The organism is Pseudomonas sp. URIL14HWK12:I5, assembly GCF_900176445.1.
Classification (GTDB): Bacteria; Pseudomonadota; Gammaproteobacteria; order Pseudomonadales; family Pseudomonadaceae; genus Aquipseudomonas; species Aquipseudomonas monteilii.
Genome location: NZ_FWXQ01000006.1, coordinates 97,906 through 123,294, shown reverse-complemented (window position 1 = coordinate 123,294; position 25,389 = coordinate 97,906). Strand labels below are relative to the sequence as shown.

The window sequence follows — 25,389 nt, the reverse complement described above, 5'->3', positions numbered from 1 at the left end:
GAGCAAAATTCCTTTTCTGGGGGTATGGGCGGGCTGGGGCAGCAAAGCAGCCCTGGCGGTCTCAAGCCACTGCGCTTTGTTCGCGGCGCAAGGTATTGCGGTTGGCCGGCACATCCAGCCCGAAGTTGGCGCGCAGGGTGTCGCCTGCGTACTCGCCGCGTACCAGCCCGCGCGCCTGCAACAGCGGTACCACCAGCTCGGTGAAGTACTGCAGGCCATCGGGCAGCAGCTGGTTGATGATGAAACCGTCGGCGGCGCCGTGCTCGAACCAGTCCTGCAGGGCGTTGGCCACTTGCTCGGGGGTACCGACGAAGTCGCGGCGCGGGCGCGAGAAGCGCAGGGCCAGTTCGCGCAGGGTCAGTTGCTCGTCCCGGGCCAACTGCTTGAGCTGGTCGGCGGTGCCTTTGTGGCTGTTGTCGCCCAGGGTGCCCAGGTCGGGGAAGGGCGCGTCCAGCGCGTGCTGGCTGAAGTCGTAGTCGTTGAACGGGCGGCCCAGGGCGACGATGGCATCCTCGATGCTCACCAGCTCCACGGCCTGCTGGTAGCGGTGTTGTACTTCCTCCTCGTCACGCCCGACGATGGGGCGGATGCCCGGCAGGATAAACAGCTGCTCAGGGTCGCGGCCATGCTTGGCAGCGCGCTGCTTGAGGTCCTGGTAGTAGGCGCGGGCGTCACTGAACGACTCGGGGCTGACGAAGATCGCATCGGCGTTCTGGGCGGCGAAGTTACGTCCGTCCTCGGACACTCCGGCCTGGAAGATCAGCGGCTGGCCCTGGGGCGAGCGCTGGATGTTCAGCGGGCCTTTGACCTTGAAGAACTCGCCCTGGTGGCCGAGGGTGTGCAGTTTGTCCGGGGCGAAAAACTCGCCGGTGTGTTTGTTGCGGGTGAAGGCATCGTCCTCCCACGAATCCCACAGGCCCTTGACCACCTCGACGTGCTCGCGGGCGATGCGGTAGCGCACGGCATGCGGCGGGTGCTCGGCCTTACCGAAGTTGTCGGCAGTGCCTGATAACCACGAGGTGACAACGTTCCAGCCGGCGCGCCCGCCGCTGATCAGGTCCAGCGAGGCGAACTGGCGTGCGACCTGGAACGGCTCGGTGTAGCTGACCGTGACCGTGGCCACCAGACCGATGTGCGAGGTGACTGCGGCCAGGGCCGAAAGAATGGTCAACGGCTCGAAGCGGTTGAGGTAGTGGGGGCTGGAGCGGGCGTGGATGTGCAGGCTGTCGGCGATGAAGGCGAAGTCGAATTTGGCGGCCTCGGCCAGCTGCGCCTGCTGCTTGTAGAAGCCGAAGTTGACACTGGCATCGGCCAGCGCCTCGGGGTGTCGCCATTCGCCCCAGCCGTGGCCGACACCGTGGATCATCGCGCCGAGTTTGATTTGTCGCTTGCTCATGGGGAGTCCTTCTGCAATCAGGTGATGGAGGCCTCCGCCGGGTGTGGGGTCGGACTGGTAAAGGGGACGTTAGCGTGGAGGGGAGGGGGTTGTGAAAGGCTTTGTGGTTCTAAGCTAATTATGCATAAGTATTATTTGAGACATTAAATAATATGCATTGTTTTTTGTTTCTGCCTGATCCTGTCGCAGGCTTCGCCAGCTCCCATAGTGTCCGGTGTGAACCTTGTGGGAGCTTGCGACAGGGCCGTCAAGGCAAATCAGGGGATCCGCCTTTACACCGCCACCGGCAACACACTGCGCGAATGCCCCGGGATCGCCGCAATCAACTCCCGGGTATAGGCACTGGCCGGCCGGCTGAACACCTCCAGCGCCGGCCCTTGCTCCACCACCTGCCCGCGCCGCAGCACCAGCACCTGATCGGCCATGCTGGCCACCACCGCCAGATCATGGGACACCAGCACATAGGCGATCCCCAGCTCGCGCTGCAACTCATCGAGCAGCGCGAGGATCTGCGCCTGCACCGACACATCCAGCGCGCTCACCGGCTCGTCCAGCAGCAACACGTGCGGCTCCAGCGCCAGGGCCCGGGCGATCGTCACCCGTTGGCGTTGGCCACCGGACAACTCCCGCGGCAGGCGGTCGAGAAAGTGCACTGGCAACTGCACCCGGGCGATCAATTCACGCGCCTTGCGCTCCAGAGCCTGGCCCTTGAGCACACCAAACGCCACCAGCGGCTCGACGATGCTGTCGAACACCGTGAAGCGCGGATCGAGCGCGGCGAAGGGGTTTTGCTGCACCAGCTGGATACGCCGGCGCAGTGGCCTGAACTGGCGCCAGCTGTAGTGGGTAACGTCCTGGCCTGCAAACTCAACACGGCCCTGGCTGGGCGTCTCCAGCCCCAGGGCGATGCGCAGCGCGGTGCTCTTGCCCGAGCCCGATTCACCGACGATGGCCAGGGTTTGGCCTGCTTTGACCTCCAGGCTCAGGTCGTGCAGGGCAGTGAAGTTGGCGTCCTTGCCCGGCAGCGCAAAGCGCTTGCCGACGTTGCTCAGACGCAGCAGCGGCGTTTCTCCCAGGGCTGTGTTCGGCCGCTGGCGCGGCACGAAGGCGGGCGCAGCGGCGAGCAGGTCGCGGGTGTAGGGCTGTGGCGTGCCCCACAGCACCTGACGCGGCGAGGCGTGCTCCACCAACTCGCCGTGCTTCATCACCAGCAGGCGGTCGGCGCGGTCGCAGGCCATCCCCAGGTCGTGGGTGATGATCAGCAGCGAGATGCCGCGCTCGGCCACCAGCCGTTGCAGGTGGTCGAGAATGCGCCGTTGCACGGTCACATCCAGCGCGCTGGTGGGCTCGTCTGCGATGATCAGGCGCGGATCGCCGGCCAGGGCGATGGCGATCAGCACCCGCTGGCGCATGCCGCCGGACAGCTCGTGGGGGTATTGGCGGGCGCGCAGGGCCGGGTCGTCCAGGCCCACTTGGGTCAGCAGCTCCAGCACATCGGTGTCCAGCCCCGGATAACGCCGGCCGCGGGCCAGCAGCAGGGCTTCGGCGATCTGCCGGCCAATGCGCAGGGTGGGGTTGAGGCTGACCATCGGGTCCTGCGGTACCAGGCCGACGGTACGCCCGCGCAACTGGCGGCGGGCCGGCTCGCTGGCCGTGGCCACATCGACCCCGGCGACCAGCAACTGGCCCTGGTCGATCCGTGCGTTGCCCGGCAGCAGGCCCAGCAGGGCGTTGGCCAGGGTCGACTTGCCCGAGCCTGACTCGCCGACGATGGCCAGGGTTTCGCCCTGGTTCAGGCTGAACGACAGTTGGCGTACGGCTTCGGTACGCTGCCCGGCGAAGTGGTAGCTGACACTGAGGTCGCGGACCTCGATCAACGCAGGCTGGCTCATCGGGCATGCTCCTCGACGCTGCGCGCCAGGTGGTTGAGGCTGAACACCACGGCCACCACGAATAATCCCGGCAACAGGGACACCCACGGGGCGGTGATGAGGAAGTGGCGGCCATTGGCGATCAGTGTGCCCCATTCGGCCGCCGGTGGCGCAGCGCCAAAGCCGAGAAAGCTCAGGCCCGCGGTGGCGAGGATGGCCGCGCCGAAGTCCAGGGTGGCGAGCACCGCCACTGGCCCCCAGGCATTGGGCAGCACATGGCGCAGGAGCGTGCGCGCCCAGCTGGCGCCGCCCAAACGCGCGGCCTCGACATAGGGCAGGGTCTTGATGCGCAGCACCTCGGCGCGGGTGGTGCGGGCAAAGCCGGGGATGATGCCGACGCCCACGGCAATCGCTACCGGCACCGTGCCAAAGCCGATGGCGGTGACGATCGCCAGGGCCAGCAACAGACCGGGCAGGGCCAGCAGCACGTCGATCAGGCGCATCAACGCGGCGTCCACGCGCCCGCCGGCAAAGCCGGCCAGCACGCCCAGGCCCAGGCCGCCGGCCAGGGCGATGGCCACCGCCAGCAGCGCGGCCTGCACGCTCAAGCGTGCGCCGTAGACCACCCGGGTGTACAGGTCGCGGCCCAGCTCGTCGGTGCCGAACCAGTGCACAAGGTTCGGCGCGCTGAGTTTGTCGGCGGGGGAGGTGGCGTAGGGGTCGAAGCTGGTCAGCAGTTGTGGAGCCAGCGCGCTCAGCAGAGCGAACAGCACTACCAGCAAGGCCAGGCTGAAACCGGGGCGGCGCAGCAGCGGGGCCAAGGCCTCGTGCAGGCGTTGCCAGCGCGTGCGGCGTTGCCATTGCTGTGCAGCCGTTGAGGGGACTGGATGATAGAGGCGAGTATCGGAAGTCATATCAGCTCACCTTGGCGGTATGGGTGATGCGTGGGTCGAGGTACGGGTACAGCAGATCGACAATCAGGTTCACCACCACGAAGGCCGCCGCCGACACCGCGACGATGGCCAGCACCACCGGAATGTCCTGGCGTAGCACGGCTTCCTGGGCCAGGCGGCCGACGCCGTTGCGCGAGAAGATGGTCTCCACCAGCACCGCACCGGACACCGTGTTGCCCACCTGCAGGCCAACCAGCGTGAGCAGAGGCAGCGCCGCGTTGCGCAAACCATGCCGGGCCTGCACCTGCGCCCGGCTCAGGCCCTTGGCGAAGGCGGTGGCGATGTACGGCTCCTGCCACACGCCTTGGAAGCCTCGTTGCAGCACCTGGGCGTACACCGCAGCGCTGGGAATGGCCAGTGTCACGGCTGGCAGCACCAGGCTGGCAAAGCCCTGGCTGCCGGTGGCCGGGAACCAGCCCAGACCAAAGGCGAACACCTGGATCAGCAGCAGCCCCATCCAGAACACCGGCACCGAAAAGCCCAGCGACGGCAGGCGGGTCAGCGCGGTCTTGAGCGGGCGCCATTGCAGGTAGGCGGTCAGGTAGGCAAGGCCCACGCCACCCAGCAACGACAGCACGATCGCCAGGCCGGCCAGCGACAGGGTCTGCGGCAGGCGCTCGGCCAGCAGCGCGGTGACCGGCCGGCCCAGCGAAAGTGACTGGCCCAGGTCGCCGTGCACGGCGCGCCAGAGCAGGTCGAAATACTGCTCGAACAGACCCTTGTCCAACCCGTAGTAGGCGCGGGCCTTGGCCAGGTCTTCGGGCGACAGGCCGTCGGCTTCCATGCCGGAGGCGCTGAGCATGATTGCCAGGGTGTCGCCCGGCAGCAGGTAGAGGATGAAATAGCTGATGGTGTAGGCACCCCACAGCACCAGCAGCGCCTGGCCGATGCGGCCGATCAGGTAGCGCTTCATGGCTGGCCGACCTGGATGTCACTGAGGAAGGCGAAGCCTTCGGCGGTCCAGCGGAAGTCCTTGACCCGTGGCGCGGTGGCCGCCTGCCAGACCCGTTCGTACAGCGGGAAGGCTGCCGCCTCGTCCACCAGCAGGTCCTGCAACTGGCCGTAGGCGGCGGCACGCTGCGGGTCGGCGGTGGCGGTGATGCCGCTGTCGAACAGCGCCTGGACCTTGGGCAGGGTGTGCGGCTCGTAGCTGTTGGTGGCCAGCGTTGCGCTGTTGGCGGCGCGCGGGTCGAGGATGGTCTGCAGGATGATCGGGTCGGCGCGGGTCATGTAGGTGGACGTCAGGTCGTAGTTGCCGGAAGTGTTGCCGGCCACCCACTCGGCGCGGGTCAGCACATTGAGCTTGAGGTCGATGCCTACTTTGCGCAGTTGGTCCTGCACCAGCACATCGCCTGCGCTTTCGGCGGGGGTGAGGTTGTAGCGCAGGGTCAGGCGCTGGCCGTTCTTCTGCCGGTAGCCGTCCTCGCCCTTGTGCCAGCCGGCGGCTTCGAGCAGTTGCTCGGCGCCCTTGGGGTCGTAGGCCAGCTTGTCGGCCTGGGCCTTGAAGTACGGCGTGGTCACGTCGTACACCCCGCTGACCACCGGAAACTCGGCGTTGTACACGGTGTGCGCGTAGCTGGTGCGGTCGATGGCTTTCTGCAGGGCAAGACGCACCTGGCGGTCGCCCAGCAGGCGGTTGTTGCGGGTATTGGGGTAGAGGTTGAGCGCAGGCCCCGGCAGCGACCGGCTCTGGATGGTCGCGCCCTTGGACTGGAACAGCTTGAGGTCGACCTCCGAGAACGGGTTGCGCGGCCACAGGATGTCGGCTTTGCCTTGCAGGAACAGGCCGTTGCGCACGCTTTCTTCGGGAATGTAGCTGACCTCGACGGTGTCCAGGTGGGCAGCGCCCTGGTTGCGCACGTTGGCCGAAGCCCAGGCGTAGTCCGCGCGTTTGACCAGCTTGGCGCCGACTTCCGGCGTGTAGTGTTCGAGCACGAACGGGCCGGTGCCGATGATCTTGCCCAGCGAGCGTTCCTGGGCGGTCAGCTTGTACGAGGCCGGGGCGAGGATCGCCAGGTTGGTGGTCGAGGTGGCTTGCAGGAAGCCTGCATTGGGCTTGGACAGCACCAGGCGCACGGTGAAGTCGTCAATCACTTCGGCGTGATCGTAACCGGCCAGGTAGGTGGCGCCGAAGGTGGCGGGGAGTTGCGTGGCGAAGGCCTTGTTGCTGTCGAAGGCTGTCTTCACGGCGTGTGCGTCGAAGCGCTCGCCGTTGCTGAACGTGACGTCCTGGCGCAGGTGGAAGGTGTAGCTCAGTGCATCGCTGCCGATCTCCCAGCTTTTGGCCAGCCACGGGATGATGCGTCCGGTGTCCGGGTCCTGGTCGGTGAGCGACTCGGCGACGTTGCGCAGCAGCACGCGGTGTTCCAGCCAGTAGACCTGGAACGGGTCGACGCTGACCAGGGTGGTGTTGTCGCCCCAGAAGGCGATGTTGAGGGTCTTGCTGGCGGCGGTGTTGTCGGCGGGGGAGCAGCCGGACAAGACCAGGGCCAGGGAACTGATGGCGAAAAGGCGGTGCAGTGAGGGCATGGGGTGATCCTTGATCAAGATGGAGTTCGCCAGTACCGGCCCTTTCGCGGGCCTGCCCGCGAAGGGGCCAGTACTGGCAGCAGATGCCTTCAGTCAGTCCTGATAGTCCCGCCCCTCCCGATCCAGCTGGCGAATCAGCGCATCCCAATGCCGCTGGATCCCCTCACCCTGGCCGTCGGAAAACCGCTTGGACTGCTCATGCACCTTGGCAATCGCCGCCGGCGCCGCATGCAGCAGCTGATCATTGCCCCCAGCCTGGGCCGCCACCTGGATATTGCACGCCCGCTCCAGCCCGTGCAGCTCGCGGAAGGCATGCTCCACGCTGACACCGCCCGTGAGCAGCCCGTGGTTGCGCAGAATCAGGATGTTGCTCGCGCCCAGGTTGGCCACCAACCGCTCTTGCTCGTCCAGGTCCAGCGCCACGCCTTCGTAGTCGTGGTACACCACGCGGCTGTAGTAGGCCAGGGCGTGCTGGGAGATCGGCAGCAGGCCATCGCGCTGGGCCGACACCGCCGCGCCGTCGCGGGTGTGGGTGTGCAGTACCGCCTTGAGGTCGGGGCGGGCACGGTGGATGGCGCTGTGGATCACGTAGCCGGCCTGGTTGATGCCCAGCCCCAGCGGGTCGTCGATGATCGTGCCGTCGACATCCACCTTGACCAGGTTGGAGGCGGTGATTTCATCGAACAGCAAGCCGAAGGCGTTGATCAGAAAATGCTCCTCCGGCCCCGGTACGCGGGCCGAGAAGTGCGTGTAGATATGGTCAGTCCAGCGAAACAGCGCGGCCAGGCGGTAGGCGGCGGCCAGCTTGACGCGTACTTCCCATTCCTCGGCGCTGACCCGTTGGCGAACGCTCTGGGCGGTATTGCTGGTGACGGCAGACAGTGAAGTCATGGTGTGTTCTCCGGTGGTCAGTAGCCGCGCGCGGTATCGACCAGGTTGGCCAGGGGCGCCTGCTCGCGGTAGCGGTGGAAGTTGGCGATGAAGGCGTCGAGGAAGGCCGGGTAACCGTCCTCGGAAATAGCCGAGGTGTGGGGTGACAGGAACACCCGTGGGTGGTGGTACAGCGCATGGCCCGCCGGCAGCGGCTCGGGCTCGGTGACATCGAGACTGGCGCGGGCGATCAGGCCGCTGTCCAGCGCGTCGAGCAGCGCCTCCTGATCGAGCAAGCCGCCCCGGGCGATGTTGATCAGGTGCAACCCGGGGCGGGCATGGGCCAGCACCTGGCGGTCGATCAGCCCGCGGGTGGCGGGGGTCAGCGGGGCGGCCAGCACCAGGTGGTCGCTGTCAGCGAACAGCTCACGCAGATCGGCGGCACGCTCCACGCCGGGAATCTCGGCGATGGGGTGGCCGGGGCGGCTCAGGGCCAGCACTCGCAGGCCGAGGGCCTGCGCCTTGCGCGCCAGGCTCTGGCCGATGCTGCCAAAGCCGAGAATGCCCAGGGTGCGGCCACGTACCGGGGCCAGTGGGGTCAGGCGCCAGTCGGCGTCCTTGACCCACAGCTCCGGCAGTTGCTTGGCGGCGGCGAACACCAGGGCCAGGGCGAACTCGGCCACGTGCTCGGCGTTGGCGCCCTTGCCGCTGGTGACCGGCGGGCCCTGGAACACCCAGTCGGGGTAGAAGTCGATGCCTGAGGACACCAGTTGTACCCACTTCAGGTTCCACGGCCAGCCCGGCGGCGGGGTGTCGACCCGCTGTCCGCGGATGTTCACCGGGCGCAGGATGAAAATATCGGCGGGCACATCGACGTGTAACTGGCCGAAGGGGATATCGATTACCTCATGGTCCACCAGTCGCTCGCGCAAGACTTGGTTGGCCTGGGTGTCCAACTGGCTGGCGATGATCGAACGGCTCATGCTGCGACCTCCGTCAGCGCGTTGCGGCCGACCTGGCCGAACACCACATCGTCCTGGGGCGTGTGAATGCGGCTGCACAGCACGTCGCGGTAATGCCGCTCCAGTGGGTTGCGCCGCGACAGCCCTGGGTTGCCGGCGGCCTCGATGGCCAGCTCGACGGCCTGGATGGCGTTGGCGCTGACCAGGTGCTTGATCTGCCCGGCATGACTTGGGGCGATGTGCCCGGCAGCGGCCGAATCGAGCAGGCTCTGATTGGCGAACAGCAGGGTGTCGATGCGCCCGAGCACGTCCTGGAAGCGCGGTAGGCTGGCCAGTGGCGCGCCGAGGTTGGACGGCGTGCGCTCGTTGAGAAAGCGCGCCAGCCAGTCCCGCGCGGCGCGGGCCACGCCGTCGTACACCGCCGGCAGCAGCACGGCCATCCACAGCAGCCCCTCGCCATCAAGTTCGGCGCGCGGTGCGCTGGCGGGACTGACACTGACGGCGTGGTCGAGGGGGATCAGGACGTCGTCGAAACGCACTTCGTGGCTGCACGTGGCGCGCATGCCCAGGTGGTCCCAGTCGTCGATGATGCGGATGCCGGGGGTATCGCGGTGGACCAGAAAACCACCGACCAGCGGGTCGCTGTCATCGCTGCGGCCCCACACCAGGTACCAGCTCAGGCCATGGCTGCCGGTTGAGTAGATCTTGCGCCCGCTCAGGCGCCAGCCTTCGGCGGTGCGCCTTGCCACGGTGGCCGGCAGCCCGCCACGGGCCGGGGTACCCAGCTCGGGCTCGACACGCAGGGCATTGATCAGGGCTCCGTGGCGCACGGCGTCGTCGGCCACGCGCTGGCGCAGGTGGGCGGGCCAGCGGGTGTCGTCCTGCAGGCGAAAGTGTTGCAGGTACTGCATCACCAGGATCAGCGCGGTGGCCGGGTCACCCTTGCCGACCGCGCCGATCACCCGGCGCGCGGTGGCCAGGTCCGCGCCGCCGCCGCCGAGGGCGCGGGGTACGGTGAGGCCCAGCAGGCCGTGGCGCTGGAGCAGGTCGAAGTTGTCTTTGGGAAACTGCGCGCTGCGATCGTAGCGCTCGGCGTTGGCCGCTAGGGCCTCGGTGAGTTCGGCCAGGGCGCTGTCGGAAGGGTGACTCATGGGGGTTCATCCCTGAATGACGGTGTGTGACTAAGACCGTATTCGTATGAATGAGCTCTGTAAAAGTCTTTTTTGTTCTATGCTAATTATCAGTTTATGGAATTTATATTTTTACTAATTATGCGTAATTTGCATTTAGAGGGGCGTGGCGGGCTTCCCCGCGATGGCGATGTCAGCGTTGTACCGCTATCGCGGGGCAAGGCGTCACGCTTTCACCCTAACAACCGATGTCCCGCCACCTCACCAAACAGCTCCACCGGCTCCTGCAAGTTCCCCAGATAGCGCGGATGGAACAGCCACAGATCCACCTGCGGCTTGAAGTCGCTCACATTCAGGACCTCCAGGGCATCGCGGTGCCGGCTGGCCATCAGCAAGGGCTCGGGCACCAACCCCAGGCCTTGTCCGTTGGCCACCAGCCCCAGTTGCAGCTCGGTGCCGAAGGTCTCCAGGTTGATCGACAGGCTCAGTCCCTGTTCGCTCAGCGCTCGCTGCAAGCCTGCGCGGAAACCGCAGCCATCGGGGTTGAGCACCCAGCCACGGGTGTAGCAGTCGCGCAACTTGTAGTTGCGTTTGCCGGCGCTGCCCTTGGCAGCCACCACCTTGAGCGGCATGCGCGCGATAGACTGGCTGGCGATGCCCTCGGGGAAGATCTTGCCCGGCGGGAACAGCGCGGCGGCGGCGTCCAGCTCGCCGTTTTCCATGCGCGCGATCAGGCTGCTGCCCCAGCCGCTGCTGACCTGGGTGCGCAGTTGCGGGTAGGCCTCGCGGATCTGCGCCAGGGCGTCGAGCAGCACCACATCGCCCAGGGTTTGCGGCACGCCCAGGCGCAGGGTGCCGGAGGGGGCGCCGTCGTTGGCCACCAACTCGCGCAGTGAATCGATCTCGCGCAGGATCGCCTTGCACTGCTCGTACACCCGCAGGCCCATGGGGGTTGGCTTGAGCGGCTTGGTGTTGCGGTCGAGCAGGGTCGCGCCGAGGTCTTCCTCGAAGTTCTGCACCCGGCGGGTGATGGCCGGTTGGGTGAGTTGCAGGGCCTCGGCGGCGAGGTTGGTCGACTGGCAACGAATGACCGCCACGAAGGCGTCCATGTCATCGATTTTCATGTTCGGTGCTCACGCAAGAGAACGGAAAAAATAAGGTATTAGCATAATCCTGGTTCTATGTAATGCCATATATTCTTGCAGGAGAGCACCCAGCCCCGCTGGGCTGCGCTATCGCGCAGAGAACTGATTTCGCCAGCGCGCCGCGTACCCTTGGGGAGCGGTTTTCGCCGCGAAGCAGACAACGCGGTGCATGGCACCGGCTACGCCGGTGTTCGCGGCTAAAGCCGCTTCCACAGGTTTTCTGTAAATTTGCATATTAGGTTATTCCTAAAATCACTTTTTGTAATTATGCACTTCTCGCTACAGTCGCAGCTCCCGGGCCGCAAGACGCCGCCCGCCACGACACCGAGGAGCGCCATGTCCATTCGTTCGAAGTTGCTGACCCTTGCCGTCGCTGCGCTGCTGGCCAGCCAGGCTGCCGCCAGCGAGCGCCTGACCCTGCGTATCGGCGACCAGAAAGGCAATATGCGCGCCCAACTGGAGGCCGCCGACGCCCTGCGCGATTTGCCCTATGACATTCACTGGGCTGAGTTTCCCGCCGCCGCACCGCTGGCCGAGGCGCTCAATGCCGGCGCCATCGACGCCGGCATCATCGGCGATGCGCCGCTGTTGTTCGTGCTGGCCTCGGGGGCGCCGGTCAAGGCCATCGCGGTGGACAAATCCGACCCCTATGGCACCGCGCTGCTGGTGCGCCCGGACGCTCAACTGCACAGCGCCGCCGACCTCAAGGGCAAGCGCATCGCCACCGGTCGCGGTTCGATCGGGCATCACCTGGCGCTCAAGGCGTTGGATCAGGTCGGCTTGAGCGAAAAGGACGTGGAGTTTCGCTTTCTTGGCCCGGTGGACGCCAAGATCGCCCTGGCCAACGGTTCGGTGGACGCCTGGTCGACCTGGGAGCCCTACACCGCGCTGGCCGAACTGAGCGGGCAGGGCAGGGTACTGGTGAACGGCCGCGGCCTGTCCAGCGGCAACAGCTTCCTCGCCGCCACCGACAAGGCCCTGGACGAACCTGCCCGACGCGCTGCGCTGCAGGACTACCTCAACCGTCTGGCCGGCGCCCAGGTGTGGGCCAACCAGCACCTGGACACCTACGCCAAGAACCTGGCCGCGATCATCGGCTTCCCCGAGGACGCCGCGCGCCTGCAATTCGAGCGACGCCAGTTGCGCTGGCAGGTGATTGACCCACGCACCGTGGCCGAACAACAGGAAACCGCCGACTTCTACCAGGCCCACGGCCTGATGAACCAACGCCTTGATGTGGCGCCGACCTTCGCCACCGGCTTTACCGTGCCGACCAACGCCAAGCTGGCCGCACAACCCTGACCCGGAGACCCGCCCAATGACCTTCAAACCCCTGCGCCGTGTGGCCCTGGTGCTGCTGGCCAGCGCCTTGCTGCCGAGCTTTGCCAGTGCCGAGCAGACCCTGCGCATCGGCTACCAGAAATCCTCGACCCTGCTGACCCTGCTCAAGGCCCGCGGCACCCTCGAACAACGCCTGCAAGCCGAGGGCATCCGCATTAGCTGGCACGAATTCCCCAGCGGCCTGCCGCTGCTGGAGGCACTGAACCTGGGTAATGTCGACCTGTCGGCGGACGTCGCAGATACCGTGCCGGTGTTCACCCAGGCCGCCGGCGCCAAGCTTACCTACTTTGCCCGGGAAACCCCTTCACCCACGGCCCAGGCGATTCTGGTGCCGGCAGACTCACCGCTCAAGACCCTGGCCGACCTCAAGGGCAAGCGCGTTGCGGTGACCAAGGCCGCAGGCAGCCACTACCTGCTGATCCAGGCCCTGGCCAAGGCCGGGCTGACCTTCAAGGACATCACCCCGGCCTACCTGATTCCCGCCGACGGCCGAGCCGCCTTCGAGAACCACAAGGTCGATGCCTGGGTGACCTGGGACCCGTACGTGGCCAGTGCCCAGCGCCAGCAGAACGCGCGTATCCTGGCCGATGGCAGCGAGCTGGCCAGCTACCAGCGGTACTACCTGGCCGGGAGCGACTATGCCAAGACCCATCCCGAGGTGCTGCAGCAGGTGTACCTGGCTCTGCGCGAGGCAGGTGCCTGGACCAAGGCCAATCCGGCGGAGGCTGCGCGTATTCTCGGCCCATTGTGGGGCAACCTGGACAGCGCCACGGTGCAGCAGGCCAACGCGCGGCGCAGTTATGACGTGCAGCCGGTAAAGCTGGACAACCTGGCTGAGCAGCAGCGTATCGCCGATGCGTTCTATCGCGAGGGGCTGCTGCCAAAGGCGGTGGATGCCAGCTCGGTGAGCCTTTATGAGCCGGCACAGGACTAGCCATTGTTCTTAGGTCAAGCGTCACCGAGCTGAAGACTGTGCGTGGAATTTTTGGGCAGCCTGCGCCTGTGGTCAGAAGTCGTAGGCGATTTTGCTGTACCAGAATCCGCCGCCAGGATGGAAAGGGGGGGATCCGTAGTTGTACTTGTAGGCAGCCTGGGTAATGCCGTTGTTGTCGGGGCGCACGTTGAACAGGTTGGTGCCGCCGATGCTGAGCGTCAGGCTGTCAAAAAACACGTAGGACAGGTCGAGGTCGGTGATCCACTTGGCGCCAAATGAACGGTCATTGGCCGCATTCTGTTGCCAGGTCTCGACCTTGCCGTAGCGGGTGGTTTGCAGGTTGGCGGCGAAGTTTCCAAGTGTCCAGTTCGCGCCCAGTATCCATTTGCTGCGCGGGGTGGCCGCCACCAGCAAACCCTCTGCGGCGTGACCAACGACACTGATGCCCGCATTCTGCAGTGCGGCCGGCGTACCGCGGCTGCCTTCGACGGTCGTCTTGTTGTAGTTGAAGGCCGCGCTCCAGCGCACATCGCCCCAGGCGCCGAACTGGCTGCTGTGATCGGCTACCAGGTCGATGCCACGCGTACGGGTATCGAAGGCGTTGGTGTAGTAACTGACCCAGGTATTGCGTGCCACGCCGACGGATTCGAGGATGTCGCCGATCGCGCCGTTGCCGTTGCTGCGGTCATACAGGTTTTCACTGAGCAGGATGCGGTCGTCGATGTCGATCACATAGGCGTCGGCGGTGAAGCTGGTACGCGCAGCTGGCTGCCAGGTGATACCAAGCCCTGCGTTACGCGATTTCTCTGGTTTCAGATCCGCTGCGCCCAAGGCTTGAGCTACCTGGCTGTCCGGCGTTGCGGTGTAACGCAGGGCGGGTACTGCGTTGCCATTGGCATCAGCCGCCGTACGGTTGTCCGTTACGGTGTAGCCGAGCTGGGTCAGAGAGGGCGCTCGGAAGCCGGAACCCAGGGTACCGCGGACGGCAACCTGGTCAGTAAGCGCGTAGCGGGAGTTCAGCTTGAAGCTGTAGGTGTTTTCCTTGATGTCATCATAATGTTCGGCGCGCCCGGCGAGGCCGATGTACCAACGTTGGGTGAGATCGAAGCCAAGATCCAGGTAGGCTGCAAAGTTGTTGCGTTTCAGATCGGCCTCGTCTTGCGGGCGGATGGCCAGCACGCCTTGGGCGCCCGTTGAAGGTTGGGCACCATTGGCGACATACAGCTGACTGCCCACCGGGAAGGTGTAGGGGCCGACGCTGTAGGCGCGTGGGTCATTCCCGGCAAATGTCCTGAAGCGCTCCCAGCGGTGCTCCAGTCCAACGGACACTTGGGTGGGGACGGACACACCGAAAAGCCCATCGAAGTGGCGCGTGATATCCAGGTTGTTGACCCACTGTTCGAACTGCAAGGTCGCCAGGTCATCCCACTTGGTCGGGGACTGGGGGCCATAGGTCGGGTTGGCAGTCAGGTCGCTGGCATGCTCGATCTTGTTCCGGCCATAGCTGGTGGACAGGTCCCAGTCCCACTCGGCCGCGTTGCCTTTACCCCCGAACAGGATCTGATAGTCGGTGTCCTTGAGGTTGTTCAAGGGGTAGTAGCCATCCGGAAACAGCTCCGGGATCGATGCCCCGCCGTTGGCCGCGCGCAACTGGTTGTTCGCTTCGGTCTTGCGCTCGCCATAGGTGGCATAGGAGTAGAGCTTGAGGTCGTCGGCCAATGGCAGCTCGGCATTGTAGGCCAGATTGAATGCTTTCAGATCCGGGTCGCCGTTCTTGGTGCTCACATGATCCCAGGCGGCTTGGCGATCATCCTCGAAAAACGCACGGACGCTGTCCGGTGACTTCCCGACCCACGTAGCGGTACCGCGTTTGCGGGCATCTGCAGACAGGTGCAGGAAGCCCCCGTCACCCAGCTCGAAACCATGATCGGCAGCGCTCTTGATGGTTTCACCCTGGCCCGAGAACAATTGACCGTAGCTGGCCTCGGCATGACCACCAGAAGCACTGCTCTTGAGGATGATATTGATGACCCCGGCTACTGCGTCCGAGCCGTATTGGGCTGCAGCGCTGTCCTTGAGCACCTCGATATGGTCGACGGCACTGATCGGGATCATGTCGATGTCGACAGCGTTGGCGCCACTGGTATCGATGCTGCCATTGGCGGGGGCAGCGCCGTTATGCCGACGTTTGCCGTTGACCAGTACCAGCGTGTAGGCCGGCCCAAGGCCGCGATTGCTGAGCGGGCGTACTTGCGAGTTGACCCCGGCGATGTTGGTGCCGAAGTTGAACGATGGCAGCAATTTCGATATGGCTTCCGACAGTTCCGCCCGACCGGTCTTGAGCAGTTGCTCGCTGTTGATGATGTCGATGGGCGCTGGGCTGTCGGCGACCGTACGTTGTTGCCCACGCAGGCCAGTGGAAATTACCGAGACGGTGTCGAGCCGAGTCTCCTCCTGCTCGGCTGCCTGCACTGAGAGTTGCGGCAGCGCCAGGCATGCGACGAGTGCTGTCAGCCCTGATCGCAGTGGAAAGGGCGGGCGTTGGTTCATGTTGAGCTTTCCTTGTGTTGGCAAGCGGCAATCAGGGGCCGCGTTTTGTTAAGCCAGCACTGGCCCTTGGTGCGGGTACAGGATGCTTAGTCCCGATACAGTGGGACGTGTTGTATGGTGGGTGGGTTGGCCTGAGCGTGGGGGCGTTGGCATGCAGCGTTGGTCCCTCATCACGGGTGTAGGGGGGCAGATCGCTGCGCCGCTCGCTTTAGCGCCCCAGCGTGATGAGGTGGCCGTGTAAGACCGTATTCTTATATTTTTCCTCTGTAAAAGGCTTTTTCGTTCTAAGCTAATTATTACTACTACTGATTTATCGTTGTTTGAAATATGCAAAATTAGAATTTTAAGCTCCTGGATGGCTAGCCTTCCATTGACCCGCACGATTCAGGGCTGCATCGATATGAATGTAACCCGGCTACGTTGACGGCGCATGGATGGGGACAGACAACAACAAATGGAGAGGTGCGTTATGAGTGGTGTTCTGATTGATGCAAGCCAGGCGACGTTGCTGGTTGTCGATGTGCAGGAAAAGCTGATAGGTGCCATGCATGAGGCCGAGCGCCTCACCGCACGGGTCGAGTGGCTGGTGGCTGCCTGCGCGCGGCTGGCCTTGCCGGTGGTGTTTTCCGAGCAGTATCCCAAGGGTCTCGGCCCGACCCTGGCACGGCTGAGGGAAGCCTGCGCTTCGGCGCCGGTGGTGGAGAAGCTGCATTTTTCGTGCGTACCCGCCGAATGCCTGCCGCAGGCGATGATGCAGCGTGAGCAGGTCATTCTCTGTGGCATCGAATGCCATGTGTGCGTGCTGCAGACCGCGCTCGACCTGCTGGCCAGCGGCAAGCAGGTGTTCGTGGTCGCCGACGCCACGTCGAGCCGCACAGCGGAAAACCACCTCGCGGCGCTCCAGCGCATGGCGGCGGCTGGCGTTCAGGTCGTCACCCGCGAAATGGTCGTGTTCGAACTACTGCGCAGTGCAAGCCACGAACAGTTCCGTGAAATCAGCAAAGCCTTCCTGGCGGGCGAGCAGCCTTAGCTGACCCATGCAGGGTAGCCTGGGTAGTTGTGCTGGCGGCAATCAGAAGCCTTCCAGCACAATCTTGCCGCGCGCTTTTCCACTTTCGATCATGGCGTGGGCGCGCTTGAGGTGCTCGGCGTTGATCGTACCGTAGTGCTCGCCGAGGGTGGTTTTGAGCACACCACTGTCGACCAGTTGCGCAACGCGATCGAGCAGTTGGTGCTGCTTGATCATGTCTTCGGTCTTGTACAAAGAACGCGTGAACATGAGTTCCCAGTGCAGCGACAGTGACTTGCGCTTGAGCGGCATGACATCCAGCTGCGCCGGGTCGTCGATCAACGCAAGCTTGCCTTGTGGGCGAAGCACTTCTACCAGTTGCGGCAGGTAGGTGTCGGTGTGGGTAAGGCTGATCACGTAATCGACCGGGCCCAGCTTGAGCGCCTCCAGCTGAAGCGGGAGCGACTCGGCGTGATCGATCACATGATGGGCGCCCAGTGCCTTTACCCACGCCTGGGTTTCGGGCCTTGACGCTGTGCCGATGACGGTCAGTCGAGTGAGTTTGCTGGCAAGCTGGACCAGGATGGAGCCAACCCCGCCACCGGCACCGACCACCAGAAGGCGCTGGCCTTCGCCACCGTTTTCTTCAACGCCCAGGCGGTCGAACAGCAGCTCCCAGGCGGTAATGGAAGTGAGGGGCAGGGCGGCGGCACTGGCATTGTCCAGGCTGCGAGGCTTGTGCCCGACGATGCGTTCATCCACCACATGCAGCTCGCTGTAGCTACCCGGGCGGTCAATGGCGCCGGCGTAGAAAACTTCATCGCCCGGACGGAACAATGTGACCTCAGGCCCGACCTCGCGGACAACGCCGACAGCGTCCCAGCCCAGCACCTGTGGCTGGTCACCGCCGCGGCTTGCACGGATTTTAGTATCAACCGGGTTGACGGCAATGGCCCTGACTTCGACAAGCAGGTCCCGGGCACCGGGTTTGGGGGTGGGCAGTTCCGCGTCGTACAGCGATTGTGGGGCGTGGATCGGCAAACCGGGTTGGGTGTAAACGACGGCCTTCATTGGCGCTACCTCCAGGGTGGTCGAAAAGTGCATTCAGGCTATGCGATTCGATTTGCTCAAAAAACAGCCTGAATGCAGTAAGACTTTCTCGTTTTCAATGAAAATGAACGGTGCGGCTTGGTTTCATCTTGATCACTAGGCCCTGTAGCGGGGCGCGAGCTGGTTGCTGGACAGTTGGCCGAACAAGGCCTGGCGGCTGGCTTCGTAATGCTCGAACGCTTGCAGGTCGTGTACCGAAGGCAGGGAGATCAGCACACCCTTGTCGAAGTCCTGCAGGGCGCCGTCCACCAGGTCCTCGGCCGACATCACGATGGCAGGGTCGAGGTTTTCGAGCGGCAACCCACCTGTCTGCCAGAGGTCAGTCGCCGTGGCCCCGGGCAGGACAGCCTGGACCTGGACGCCTTTGCCGGCCAGTTCCTTGTCAAGCGCCTGGGTGAACGCGGTGACATAGGCCTTGCTGCCGCCGTAGACGCCGTTAAGCAGTTCCGGTGCCAGGCTGACGATGGACGAAATGTTGATGACCGCGCCTTGTTTGCGCGCCACGAAGCCAGGCACAGCCGCGTAGGTGAGGCGGGTGAGGGCGGTCACGTTGAGGCTGATCATTTCGGCCATGCGCTCGACGTCACTTTCCAGCAGGCCGGTATGGGTACCGATACCCGCGTTGTTCACCAGCAGGCTGATGCTGGCGTCTTCGCGCAGTTTGCGTTCGACCTTGGCGAGGTCGGCTGCGTTGGCCAGGTCGGCCGGGAACACTTCCACGTTCTGGCGGGTTTCGCTGGTTAGCCGGGCGGCCAGTGCGTTAAGGCGTTCGCGGTTGCGTGCTACCAGCACCAGGTCATAGCCACGTCGGGCCAGATGGTCTGCGTAGATCGAGCCGATGCCGGTGGAGGCGCCGGTGATGAGCGCGGTGCCTTTGAATTGCTGCGTCATGGTGATGCTCCTGTGTTTGGGTGTGGAGCCATCATGCAAAATGTATTTTGTGACTTAAATGACGTATATGATACGTTTTCAGGACATCGCAAAGAGGGCTTCAATCATGCACCGGGTTGGCTACCTGATACCCGAAGGCTTCCAGGTCATGTCCCTGGCAACACAAACCGTATTCGAATTCGCCAATATCGTGGCGGGCGAAGCGGTTTACAGGATCGAGAATTTTTCCATCGGGGGTGGCACGGTGCGTTCTTCCCTGGGGATGCATATCGACACGTTGCCATTGAGCGCACCGGGCCTGGCCGACACCTGGATGGTCGCCGGTACGCTGACCCCGCTCACGCCCCCCAGTGAAGAGGTACTCGCCAGCGTGCGTGGATTCGTCGACGGTGCGCGCCGCACCGCAGGCCTTTGTACCGGCTGCTTCATGCTGGCGCAGGCCGGTGTGCTGGATGGCCGGCGCGCCACCACCCACTGGGCTTATGCAAACAAGCTGCGCGAGTTGCACCCGAAGATCGACGTCGAGGAAGACCGGATTTTCATTGTCGATGGGCCGGTATGGACGTCCGCCGGCATGACCGCCGCCCTGGACATGGCGCTGGGCATGGTCGAAAAAGACCTGGGCACCGAGCTGGCAAGGTCGGTGGCGCACAAGATGGTCATGCACCAACGCCGCTCTGGTGGGCAATCCCAGCATTCCGAACTGTTATCGCTTTCGCCCAAGTCGGACCGTATCCAGAGCGCGCTGGATTACGCCCGCAAACACCTCAGCCGCCCGCTAAGTGTGGAGGAACTTGCCGATGTGGTGCACCTGAGCCCGAGGCAATTCACCCGTGTATTCACCGCTGAGACCGGTGAGTCACCCGCCAAGGCCGTTGAGCGCCTGCGGCTGGAGGCAGCCCGTTTGATGATAGAGCAGAGCCGGCATAGCCTGGATGTTGTAGCCAGGGAGACCGGGTTCAGGGACCGCCGGCACCTGCGAGAAGTGTTCATGCGTGGGTTTGGTGTGCCTCCACAGGCTGTGCGCAGGGATGCCAGGAGGTTAGTGTCCATTTGATAGTGGGCGCTAGGGTGGCGGGGTGTTAACACCCTGATGCCGCAAGATAAAAATAGGTGCGTGCCTCACTTGCGGGCCGCCAGGACTCGGCGCACCCGCAGGAGGTGACTGGCAGGCTAACCGGCGTTCAAAGGCTTGGCGTTAGCGGCCTTTCTCATGCTTATGGCTCCCCACAACAGCCCGACTGTTGCTGCAATGAGCGAGCCGGTAAGGATGCCGAGCTTGGCTGCACCCAGTGAACCTGGGTCAACAAAGGCGAGGTTGGCGATAAAGATCGACATGGTGAAACCGATGCCTGCCAGCAAGCCGATCAAGGTAATGCCATGCCAGGTGACACCCTTGGGCAGTGCACACCAACCCAGGCGAACCATCAGCCAGCTGATACCGACGATGCCCAGGGGTTTGCCCAGGACAAGTGCCAGGGTGACAGCGAGCATGACGTGGTATGGCCCTTCGGAGGACAGGTCGACCCCAGACAGCCCGACCCCGGCATTGGCCAGCGCGAACAGGGGCATTATCACGAAGGCGACCCAGGGGTGCAGTGCACTCTGTACCCGCACCACAGGCGGTACCAAGTCACGCTGGGCAAGCCGCAGGCGTTTCAGCGGGTCGATCAGGCTGATGCTGTCTTGCTCTGGCGCTTTTGCACTGCCGAGCAAATCGTTGGAGAACCGCTTGACGGCGTCCACAGGGCGCTCACCCATGGGGGCTGAGCGCACGGGTGTCATGAGCCCAAGCACCACACCCGCCAGTGTGGGGTGGGCGCCGGTCATCAGCACGCCGAGCCAGGTAATGGCGCCCGGAATAACGTACGCATAGGCCGAACCAACGCCGATCTTCTGCAACCCGACAACCAGCAGGATGCCAATGATGGCAACGCCAAAGCCGGTGTAGTCCAGGCCCCCGGAATAGAAAATGGCAATGATCAGCACCGCGATGATGTCGTCGATGATCGCAAGTGCCAGCAAGAAGATACGCACGTTGGACGGGATCGATTTACCGAGCAAGGCGAGCACGCCAACCGCGAAGGCGATGTCGGTGGCCGTGGGGACAGCCCAGCCGTTCTGTTCTTGCGGGGCATGCGCGAACGCCAGGTAAATCAGGGCGGGTACAACCACGCCGCCAACGGCTGCCGCCATGGGCAAGGTGGCCTGGCGCAGGCTCGCCAGCGCGCCTTCGTGAATTTCGCGACGGATCTCCATGCCGACCACCAGGAAGAAGATGGTCATGAGGCCGTCATTGATCCAGAAGTGCAGGGATTGCGAGAAGACCATCGACCCCACACCGAACGTTAGCGATGTGTGCCAGAGCGTATCGTAGCTATCCGCGAGGGAAGAGTTTGCCCAGGCGAGTGCAGCCAGGGCGGCTATGAGCAGTACGACACCACTCACGGCCTCGACATGCAGGTAGCGTTCAAGCGTGGCGAACGCGCGACGGGCCAGTTGTTGGGCGAGGGGAATTCGAATTTTTTGCATAGGCACAAGCAACCCCGCAAGGCGGCCCGACCTGCGCTGTTCTTTAACCTGCGTCGCTGCCTCATGCAGCTAGCACCCGGGGGGAGTCTATCATCCAAAACGCGGTTTTGCGGTGATAGATTGTGACGCTCCTTTTCCGCAGCTCAGGATCAGGTGGCGTGCGCCATGGAAAACGGCGGAAGAACAACTGTCACTCAACCCCGCGCTAACTGAAGCAGAAGCAAAGGTTAACGCTTGCCAGGGTTGTCAGGCCAAAAAGAGCGGGGCTGGCACCGACCTCGGCCCACGCCCTTCAGAGCAGAATGTAGTCGCTGAACTGTCGGACACCCGCATGCTCGCCCTTGACCAGATGCACATAGCGGCCTGCCACCAAGTCGACCGGCAGGCAATCGTCGACATCCAGCACAGCGTCGATATGTGGCTTGAGCCAATCTTCTGCCATGCGTTGCTTGCCCAGGCGCTTGGCCTCGGCCTTGTCGACAGCCGCCACCAGCAGGTACCGGTGAGCTTCGCCGAAGACCTGCCGTTCATAACCGCCCAGGTTCAGGAAAAACAAGCGCATGGCGCCGGGGCCGGGGGCTACTTGGCTCAGTTCGACACGGTAGCCATCGACCCCGCCGACTTCCAGCCAGGAGTCGATGTGCAGGCCTTGTGCGCTGCCGAACCAGGCTTCGCGCAGTTGGGGATGGAGCTGCTCCAGGGTGTCGGCCTGGGCGAAGACCACATCGTGGACTTCGATACGGGCTCGAGGGTGGCGACCGCCGAGCATGACGATGTAGAGCATGAGTAATCCTTTGGGGCAGCATCAAGCGCTGTAGTGTGAACACCCTAGCGCTGTTCGCCAAGCGCACAATCGGTCGGCACGGCGCCGTTCAGCACGCGTCATAGCAGCCAAGGAAAGGCAGCGCCTGGCAGGCCGGGATCCTTCAGGATCGATGCACTGCTGGCAATGTCCGGCGCCAGCCAACGGTCCTGGGCATAGGCCGGCACCCGTTCGCGCAACAACCGCCAGGCTACGTGGGTCCCTGCGCCAAAGCGCTGCTCCTTGAGGAACTCGAATGCCTGGGCCGCCAACAGGTATTCGATGGCAAGGATCTGTGTACAGTTTTCCAGGGCGCGGTGCAGCTTCAAGCCTGCGTTGGTGCCCATGCTCAGGTGATCCTCCTGCAGACCAGAGGTGACGTAGTTGTCGACGACTGCCGGTTGTGCGAGCTGACGGTTTTCTGCACACAGTGAAGCAGCCACGTACTGGACAATCATCATGCCCGAGTTCACACCCGGTTGGCTGACCAGGAAAGCCGGCAAGCCGCTGACCAACGGGTTGATCAGGCGATCGAGTCGGCGCTCGGCAATCGCCCCGATTTCGGCCACCGCGATGGCCAGCAAGTCGGCCGCCATGGCCACCGACTGGCCGTGCGGATTCGCCTGGGACACCACCCGATATGACTCGGGTGTACCGAGCAACATGGGGTTGTCGGTCGTGGAGTTGAGTTCGGTTTCGATCTGCCGCGCAGCGTGATCCAGCTGATCGCGCGCGGCGCCATGAACCTGCGGAATCGAGCGAATGCTCAAGGCGTCCTGGGTGCGAATGCCATGGCTATTGGCAATGATTTCGCTGCCGTCGAGCAGGCGACGCAGGTTACTCCCCACGCGCTGCATGCCGGGGTGCGGTTTCATCGCGATGATTTCGGGGTCGAAGGCGTCGAGTTGACCCCGCAGGGCCTCGAAGCTCATGGCGCCGATAACGTCCGCCCATTGGCTCAGGCGCGTGGCGTCGTCCAAAGACAGGCAGCTCAGGCCCGTCATGCAAGGGGTACCGTTGACCAGGCACAGGCCATCCTTGGCGCCCAGTTTGACCGGCGCCAGGCCGACGTCGGCCAAGGCTTGCCGGGCCGGCACGATCTGGCCGCGATAACCGACCTGGCCGACGCCCAGCAAGCTGATGCTGATATGTGCCATGTGGGTCAGATACCCCACAGACCCCTGTTTCGGAACCTGCGGGGTGATGTGCTGGTTAAGCAAGGTCAGCAGCGCCTCGACCACCGTGCGCTGAAGGCCGGAACGGCCCTGGCAGAAATTGATGATCGCTGCGCACATGATCGCGCGGGTCTGTTCGTCTGACAGCGCTGTGCCCACGCCACAGGCATGGCTGAGCAAGGTGTTGTGCGACAGCTGGCTGAGTTGTTCGTCCTGCAATGAGACATTGCACAAGGCGCCAAGCCCGGTGTTGACGCCATAGGCGCGTTCACCGCTGGACACGATGCGCCGGACAATCGCCTGGGCGTTGTCGATCCGCGCCCAGGCCGATGGAGCCAGCTCAAGCTTCGCCCCGTGTCGGGCCACTGCCACCACGTCCTGCCAGCGAACTGGCGCGTCGGCGATGATGATCTTTTCGGCAAGTGACATACACGCGGTTCCTTAAAGCGAAGCTACACGGCGCTGCACGAAACGGTCTACGTATTCGTCCGCAGGCTGGTAGAGGATTTCTTTCGGCGTGCCGACCTGGATCAGGCGACCGTCCTTGAGAATGGCAATCCGGTTGCCGATACGCACCGCCTCGTCCAGGTCGTGCGTGATGAAGACGATGGTCTTGTGCAGGGTCTTTTGCAGTTCCAGCAACTGGTCTTGCATCTCGGCGCGAATGAGCGGGTCAAGGGCACTGAAGGCTTCGTCCATCAGGATGATGTCGGTGTCGGCGGCCAACGCACGGGCCAGGCCGACGCGCTGACGCATGCCGCCTGATAACTGGTGCGGGTACGATTTTTCGTAACCCTTCAGGCCCACGGTGTTGATCCAGTGCAGGGCACGGTCGGTGCACATGGCCTTGCTCTCGCCACGGACTTTCAGCCCGTAAGCGACGTTGTCCAGCACAGTGCGGTGCGGCAACAGGCCGAAGCTCTGGAACACCATGCTGATCTTGTGCCGGCGGAATTCGCGCAGGGCTTGCAGGTCGTATTGCAGAATGTCTTCGCCATCAACCAGGATCTCACCGCTGGTCGGGTCGATCAGACGGTTGAAGTGACGCACCAGGGTTGACTTGCCCGAGCCCGACAGCCCCATGATCACGAAGATTTCACCGCTGCCGATGGACAACGACAGATCGTTGACCCCGACCACGCAGCCGGTTTCGGCCAGGACCTGATCTTTGGTTTTTTTCTGGCGGATCAGTTGCAGGGCATCTTCGGCGCGGGCACCGAATACCTTGAAGACATTTTTGACTTCGATCTTGTTCATAGTCTGCTTGGCGCTCATTTGCCCACCCCATGCCGTGGCCGGCCATAGGCCTGGGTAATGCGGTCGATCACAACCGCCAGAATCACAATGGCCAGGCCCGCTTCAAGGCCGCGGCCCACGTTCAGGGTCTGGATGCCGACCAGGACGTCTTCACCCAGGCCACGGGCACCGATCATCGACGCGATGACCACCATCGACAGGGCCATCATGGTGGTCTGGTTGATACCGGCCATGATGCTCGGCAACGCCAGTGGCAGCTGCACGCCGAACAGTTGTTGCATGCGATTGGCACCGAATGCATTGATCGCCTCCATGACCTCGCCATCCACCTGGCGAATGCCCAGGTCGGTCAGGCGAATCAGCGGCGGGGCGGCATAGATGACGGTGGCAAAGATCGCCGGCACCTTGCCCAGGCCGAACAGCATCAATACCGGAATCAGGTACACGAAGCTGGGCATGGTTTGCATGATGTCGAGCAGCGGCATCAACACCGCCCGCAGGCGATCGTTGCGCGCCGACAGGATACCCAGCGGAATGCCGACCAGGACCGATATCAGCGTTGCCACCAGCATCAGCGCCAGGGTCTGCATCAGCTTGTCCCAGAGCCCGACCGCACCGACCAGAAAGAGCAAGCCGACGATCACGGCAGTGGGCACGACCTTGCGGGTGGCGTGCCAGGCAATACCGGCGACGATGGCCAGCATCAACCACCAAGGGGTTGCGCGCAGCAGGCCCTCGAGGTTGACGATGGCCCACAGCAGGGTGTCGGAAATGTGCCGGAACACCTCACCGTAGTTGGTTACAAGCGCATCGACCCAGCCATTGACCCAGTCGGCAATGGAAAACGTGAAGTTTTTGGGAAACATGGAATTCTCTCGAGCAAGTGTATGAAGCGGACTGTCGTGTCTTACCCGGCAGGCGCCGGAGGAGCC

The 25,389-nt window shown here is 63.8% G+C and carries 21 protein-coding genes; 4 read left to right on the top strand and 17 right to left on the bottom strand.

The genetic code is table 11. From position 1 onward, the window contains the following. Positions 1–61: 61 nt before the first annotated feature. The 9 genes from B9A31_RS15355 to B9A31_RS15315 form a co-directional block, all read right to left on the bottom strand. A complete protein-coding gene (locus tag B9A31_RS15355) occupies positions 62–1,396 on the bottom strand; it encodes an LLM class flavin-dependent oxidoreductase (protein ID WP_016714263.1) in 1,335 nt (444 codons plus the stop codon). A 272-nt stretch (positions 1,397–1,668) separates the two neighbouring features. Next, the gene (locus B9A31_RS15350) at positions 1,669–3,288 is read right to left on the bottom strand and encodes a dipeptide ABC transporter ATP-binding protein (protein ID WP_084297113.1); all 1,620 of its coding nucleotides are present in this window, start codon (positions 3,286–3,288) and stop codon (positions 1,669–1,671) included. Beyond that, a complete protein-coding gene (locus B9A31_RS15345) occupies positions 3,285–4,181 on the bottom strand; it encodes an ABC transporter permease (protein ID WP_025753147.1) in 897 nt (298 codons plus the stop codon). Before B9A31_RS15345 ends, B9A31_RS15350 begins: the two co-directional genes overlap by 4 nt. Position 4,182: 1 nt before the next feature. Beyond that, positions 4,183–5,133: an ABC transporter permease gene (locus B9A31_RS15340; protein WP_019098635.1), complete on the bottom strand. Its 951-nt coding sequence runs from the start codon at positions 5,131–5,133 to the stop codon at positions 4,183–4,185. Further along, entirely contained in the window at positions 5,130–6,749 is a 1,620-nt protein-coding gene (locus tag B9A31_RS15335) for an ABC transporter substrate-binding protein (RefSeq protein WP_028698721.1), read from the bottom strand. The genes B9A31_RS15340 and B9A31_RS15335 overlap by 4 nt, the downstream gene beginning before the upstream one ends. A 93-nt stretch (positions 6,750–6,842) precedes the next feature. After that, positions 6,843–7,640, bottom strand: coding sequence for a class II aldolase/adducin family protein (locus B9A31_RS15330; RefSeq protein ID WP_019098633.1), 798 nt, complete (start codon positions 7,638–7,640; stop codon positions 6,843–6,845). Positions 7,641–7,657: 17 nt separating this feature from the next. After that, positions 7,658–8,602 (bottom strand): D-isomer specific 2-hydroxyacid dehydrogenase family protein, encoded by a 945-nt coding sequence (locus B9A31_RS15325; protein WP_084297112.1) that lies wholly within the window; start codon positions 8,600–8,602, stop codon positions 7,658–7,660. Then, entirely contained in the window at positions 8,599–9,732 is a 1,134-nt protein-coding gene (locus B9A31_RS15320) for an acyl-CoA dehydrogenase family protein (protein ID WP_027609014.1), read from the bottom strand. Before B9A31_RS15320 ends, B9A31_RS15325 begins: the two co-directional genes overlap by 4 nt. Positions 9,733–9,944: 212 nt before the next feature. Beyond that, the gene (locus B9A31_RS15315; RefSeq protein WP_019097126.1) at positions 9,945–10,835 is read right to left on the bottom strand and encodes a LysR family transcriptional regulator; all 891 of its coding nucleotides are present in this window, start codon (positions 10,833–10,835) and stop codon (positions 9,945–9,947) included. 357 nt (positions 10,836–11,192) lie between these two features. Here B9A31_RS15315 and B9A31_RS15305 point away from each other — a divergent pair, with 357 nt between their 5' ends. Both B9A31_RS15305 and B9A31_RS15300 read left to right on the top strand, forming a co-directional pair. After that, complete coding sequence (locus tag B9A31_RS15305; RefSeq protein WP_033693177.1) at positions 11,193–12,158, top strand: ABC transporter substrate-binding protein; 966 nt, start codon at positions 11,193–11,195, stop codon at positions 12,156–12,158. 16 nt (positions 12,159–12,174) lie between these two features. Next, positions 12,175–13,131, top strand: a complete 957-nt coding sequence (locus B9A31_RS15300) for an aliphatic sulfonate ABC transporter substrate-binding protein (RefSeq protein WP_025753138.1) — start codon at positions 12,175–12,177, stop codon at positions 13,129–13,131. A 72-nt stretch (positions 13,132–13,203) separates the two neighbouring features. On the opposite strand, the gene B9A31_RS15295 is transcribed toward B9A31_RS15300, so the two are convergent. Then, on the bottom strand, positions 13,204–15,681 hold the full coding sequence (locus B9A31_RS15295) for a TonB-dependent receptor plug domain-containing protein (protein WP_019096434.1): 2,478 nt from the start codon (positions 15,679–15,681) through the stop codon (positions 13,204–13,206). Between the two features lie 469 nt (positions 15,682–16,150). On the opposite strand from B9A31_RS15295, the gene B9A31_RS15290 reads away from it, so the two are divergent. After that, complete coding sequence (locus B9A31_RS15290; RefSeq protein ID WP_019096433.1) at positions 16,151–16,711, top strand: hydrolase; 561 nt, start codon at positions 16,151–16,153, stop codon at positions 16,709–16,711. 42 nt (positions 16,712–16,753) lie between these two features. Here the strand turns inward: B9A31_RS15290 and B9A31_RS15285 are convergent, their stop codons facing one another. Together B9A31_RS15285 and B9A31_RS15280 are read right to left on the bottom strand one after the other, a co-directional pair. Next, positions 16,754–17,761, bottom strand: a complete 1,008-nt coding sequence (locus B9A31_RS15285; protein WP_019096432.1) for a zinc-binding alcohol dehydrogenase family protein — start codon at positions 17,759–17,761, stop codon at positions 16,754–16,756. Positions 17,762–17,896: 135 nt separating this feature from the next. Beyond that, positions 17,897–18,691, bottom strand: coding sequence for an SDR family NAD(P)-dependent oxidoreductase (locus B9A31_RS15280; protein WP_016714249.1), 795 nt, complete (start codon positions 18,689–18,691; stop codon positions 17,897–17,899). Between the two features lie 106 nt (positions 18,692–18,797). On the opposite strand from B9A31_RS15280, the gene B9A31_RS15275 reads away from it, so the two are divergent. Beyond that, positions 18,798–19,748: a GlxA family transcriptional regulator gene (locus B9A31_RS15275; RefSeq protein ID WP_019096431.1), complete on the top strand. Its 951-nt coding sequence runs from the start codon at positions 18,798–18,800 to the stop codon at positions 19,746–19,748. 116 nt (positions 19,749–19,864) lie between these two features. On the opposite strand, the gene nhaA is transcribed toward B9A31_RS15275, so the two are convergent. From nhaA to B9A31_RS15250, 5 genes are all read right to left on the bottom strand, one after another. Beyond that, complete coding sequence (nhaA, locus tag B9A31_RS15270; protein ID WP_084297111.1) at positions 19,865–21,223, bottom strand: Na+/H+ antiporter NhaA; 1,359 nt, start codon at positions 21,221–21,223, stop codon at positions 19,865–19,867. Between the two features lie 292 nt (positions 21,224–21,515). Next, positions 21,516–22,007 carry a DUF1543 domain-containing protein gene (locus B9A31_RS15265; protein WP_016714246.1) on the bottom strand — a complete coding sequence of 164 codons (492 nt, stop codon included), beginning with the start codon at positions 22,005–22,007 and terminating at the stop codon, positions 21,516–21,518. Positions 22,008–22,105: 98 nt separating this feature from the next. Further along, a complete protein-coding gene (hutH, locus tag B9A31_RS15260) occupies positions 22,106–23,629 on the bottom strand; it encodes an HAL/PAL/TAL family ammonia-lyase (protein ID WP_019096429.1) in 1,524 nt (507 codons plus the stop codon). Positions 23,630–23,641: 12 nt separating this feature from the next. Next, positions 23,642–24,475, bottom strand: coding sequence for a quaternary amine ABC transporter ATP-binding protein (locus B9A31_RS15255; RefSeq protein ID WP_081717244.1), 834 nt, complete (start codon positions 24,473–24,475; stop codon positions 23,642–23,644). Continuing rightward, entirely contained in the window at positions 24,472–25,323 is an 852-nt protein-coding gene (locus B9A31_RS15250; RefSeq protein WP_019096428.1) for an ABC transporter permease, read from the bottom strand. Before B9A31_RS15250 ends, B9A31_RS15255 begins: the two co-directional genes overlap by 4 nt. Between the last annotated feature and the right edge of the window lie 66 nt (positions 25,324–25,389).

What these genes read in the sequence shown, in the direction of transcription:
- B9A31_RS15300 (WP_025753138.1), top strand. Translation starts at nt 12,175, where the DNA reads ATGACCTTCAAACCCCTGCGCCGTGTGGCCCTGGTGCTGCTGGCCAGC.
- nhaA (WP_084297111.1), bottom strand. Translation starts at nt 21,223, where the DNA reads ATGCAAAAAATTCGAATTCCCCTCGCCCAACAACTGGCCCGTCGCGCG.
- B9A31_RS15290 (WP_019096433.1), top strand. Translation starts at nt 16,151, where the DNA reads ATGAGTGGTGTTCTGATTGATGCAAGCCAGGCGACGTTGCTGGTTGTC.
- B9A31_RS15305 (WP_033693177.1), top strand. Translation starts at nt 11,193, where the DNA reads ATGTCCATTCGTTCGAAGTTGCTGACCCTTGCCGTCGCTGCGCTGCTG.
- B9A31_RS15355 (WP_016714263.1), bottom strand. Translation starts at nt 1,396, where the DNA reads ATGAGCAAGCGACAAATCAAACTCGGCGCGATGATCCACGGTGTCGGC.
- B9A31_RS15255 (WP_081717244.1), bottom strand. Translation starts at nt 24,475, where the DNA reads ATGAGCGCCAAGCAGACTATGAACAAGATCGAAGTCAAAAATGTCTTC.
- B9A31_RS15275 (WP_019096431.1), top strand. Translation starts at nt 18,798, where the DNA reads ATGCACCGGGTTGGCTACCTGATACCCGAAGGCTTCCAGGTCATGTCC.
- B9A31_RS15325 (WP_084297112.1), bottom strand. Translation starts at nt 8,602, where the DNA reads ATGAGCCGTTCGATCATCGCCAGCCAGTTGGACACCCAGGCCAACCAA.
- B9A31_RS15285 (WP_019096432.1), bottom strand. Translation starts at nt 17,761, where the DNA reads ATGAAGGCCGTCGTTTACACCCAACCCGGTTTGCCGATCCACGCCCCA.
- hutH (WP_019096429.1), bottom strand. Translation starts at nt 23,629, where the DNA reads ATGTCACTTGCCGAAAAGATCATCATCGCCGACGCGCCAGTTCGCTGG.
- B9A31_RS15315 (WP_019097126.1), bottom strand. Translation starts at nt 10,835, where the DNA reads ATGAAAATCGATGACATGGACGCCTTCGTGGCGGTCATTCGTTGCCAG.
- B9A31_RS15280 (WP_016714249.1), bottom strand. Translation starts at nt 18,691, where the DNA reads ATGACGCAGCAATTCAAAGGCACCGCGCTCATCACCGGCGCCTCCACC.
- B9A31_RS15250 (WP_019096428.1), bottom strand. Translation starts at nt 25,323, where the DNA reads ATGTTTCCCAAAAACTTCACGTTTTCCATTGCCGACTGGGTCAATGGC.
- B9A31_RS15265 (WP_016714246.1), bottom strand. Translation starts at nt 22,007, where the DNA reads ATGCTCTACATCGTCATGCTCGGCGGTCGCCACCCTCGAGCCCGTATC.
- B9A31_RS15320 (WP_027609014.1), bottom strand. Translation starts at nt 9,732, where the DNA reads ATGAGTCACCCTTCCGACAGCGCCCTGGCCGAACTCACCGAGGCCCTA.
- B9A31_RS15295 (WP_019096434.1), bottom strand. Translation starts at nt 15,681, where the DNA reads ATGAACCAACGCCCGCCCTTTCCACTGCGATCAGGGCTGACAGCACTC.
- B9A31_RS15340 (WP_019098635.1), bottom strand. Translation starts at nt 5,133, where the DNA reads ATGAAGCGCTACCTGATCGGCCGCATCGGCCAGGCGCTGCTGGTGCTG.
- B9A31_RS15330 (WP_019098633.1), bottom strand. Translation starts at nt 7,640, where the DNA reads ATGACTTCACTGTCTGCCGTCACCAGCAATACCGCCCAGAGCGTTCGC.
- B9A31_RS15335 (WP_028698721.1), bottom strand. Translation starts at nt 6,749, where the DNA reads ATGCCCTCACTGCACCGCCTTTTCGCCATCAGTTCCCTGGCCCTGGTC.
- B9A31_RS15345 (WP_025753147.1), bottom strand. Translation starts at nt 4,181, where the DNA reads ATGACTTCCGATACTCGCCTCTATCATCCAGTCCCCTCAACGGCTGCA.
- B9A31_RS15350 (WP_084297113.1), bottom strand. Translation starts at nt 3,288, where the DNA reads ATGAGCCAGCCTGCGTTGATCGAGGTCCGCGACCTCAGTGTCAGCTAC.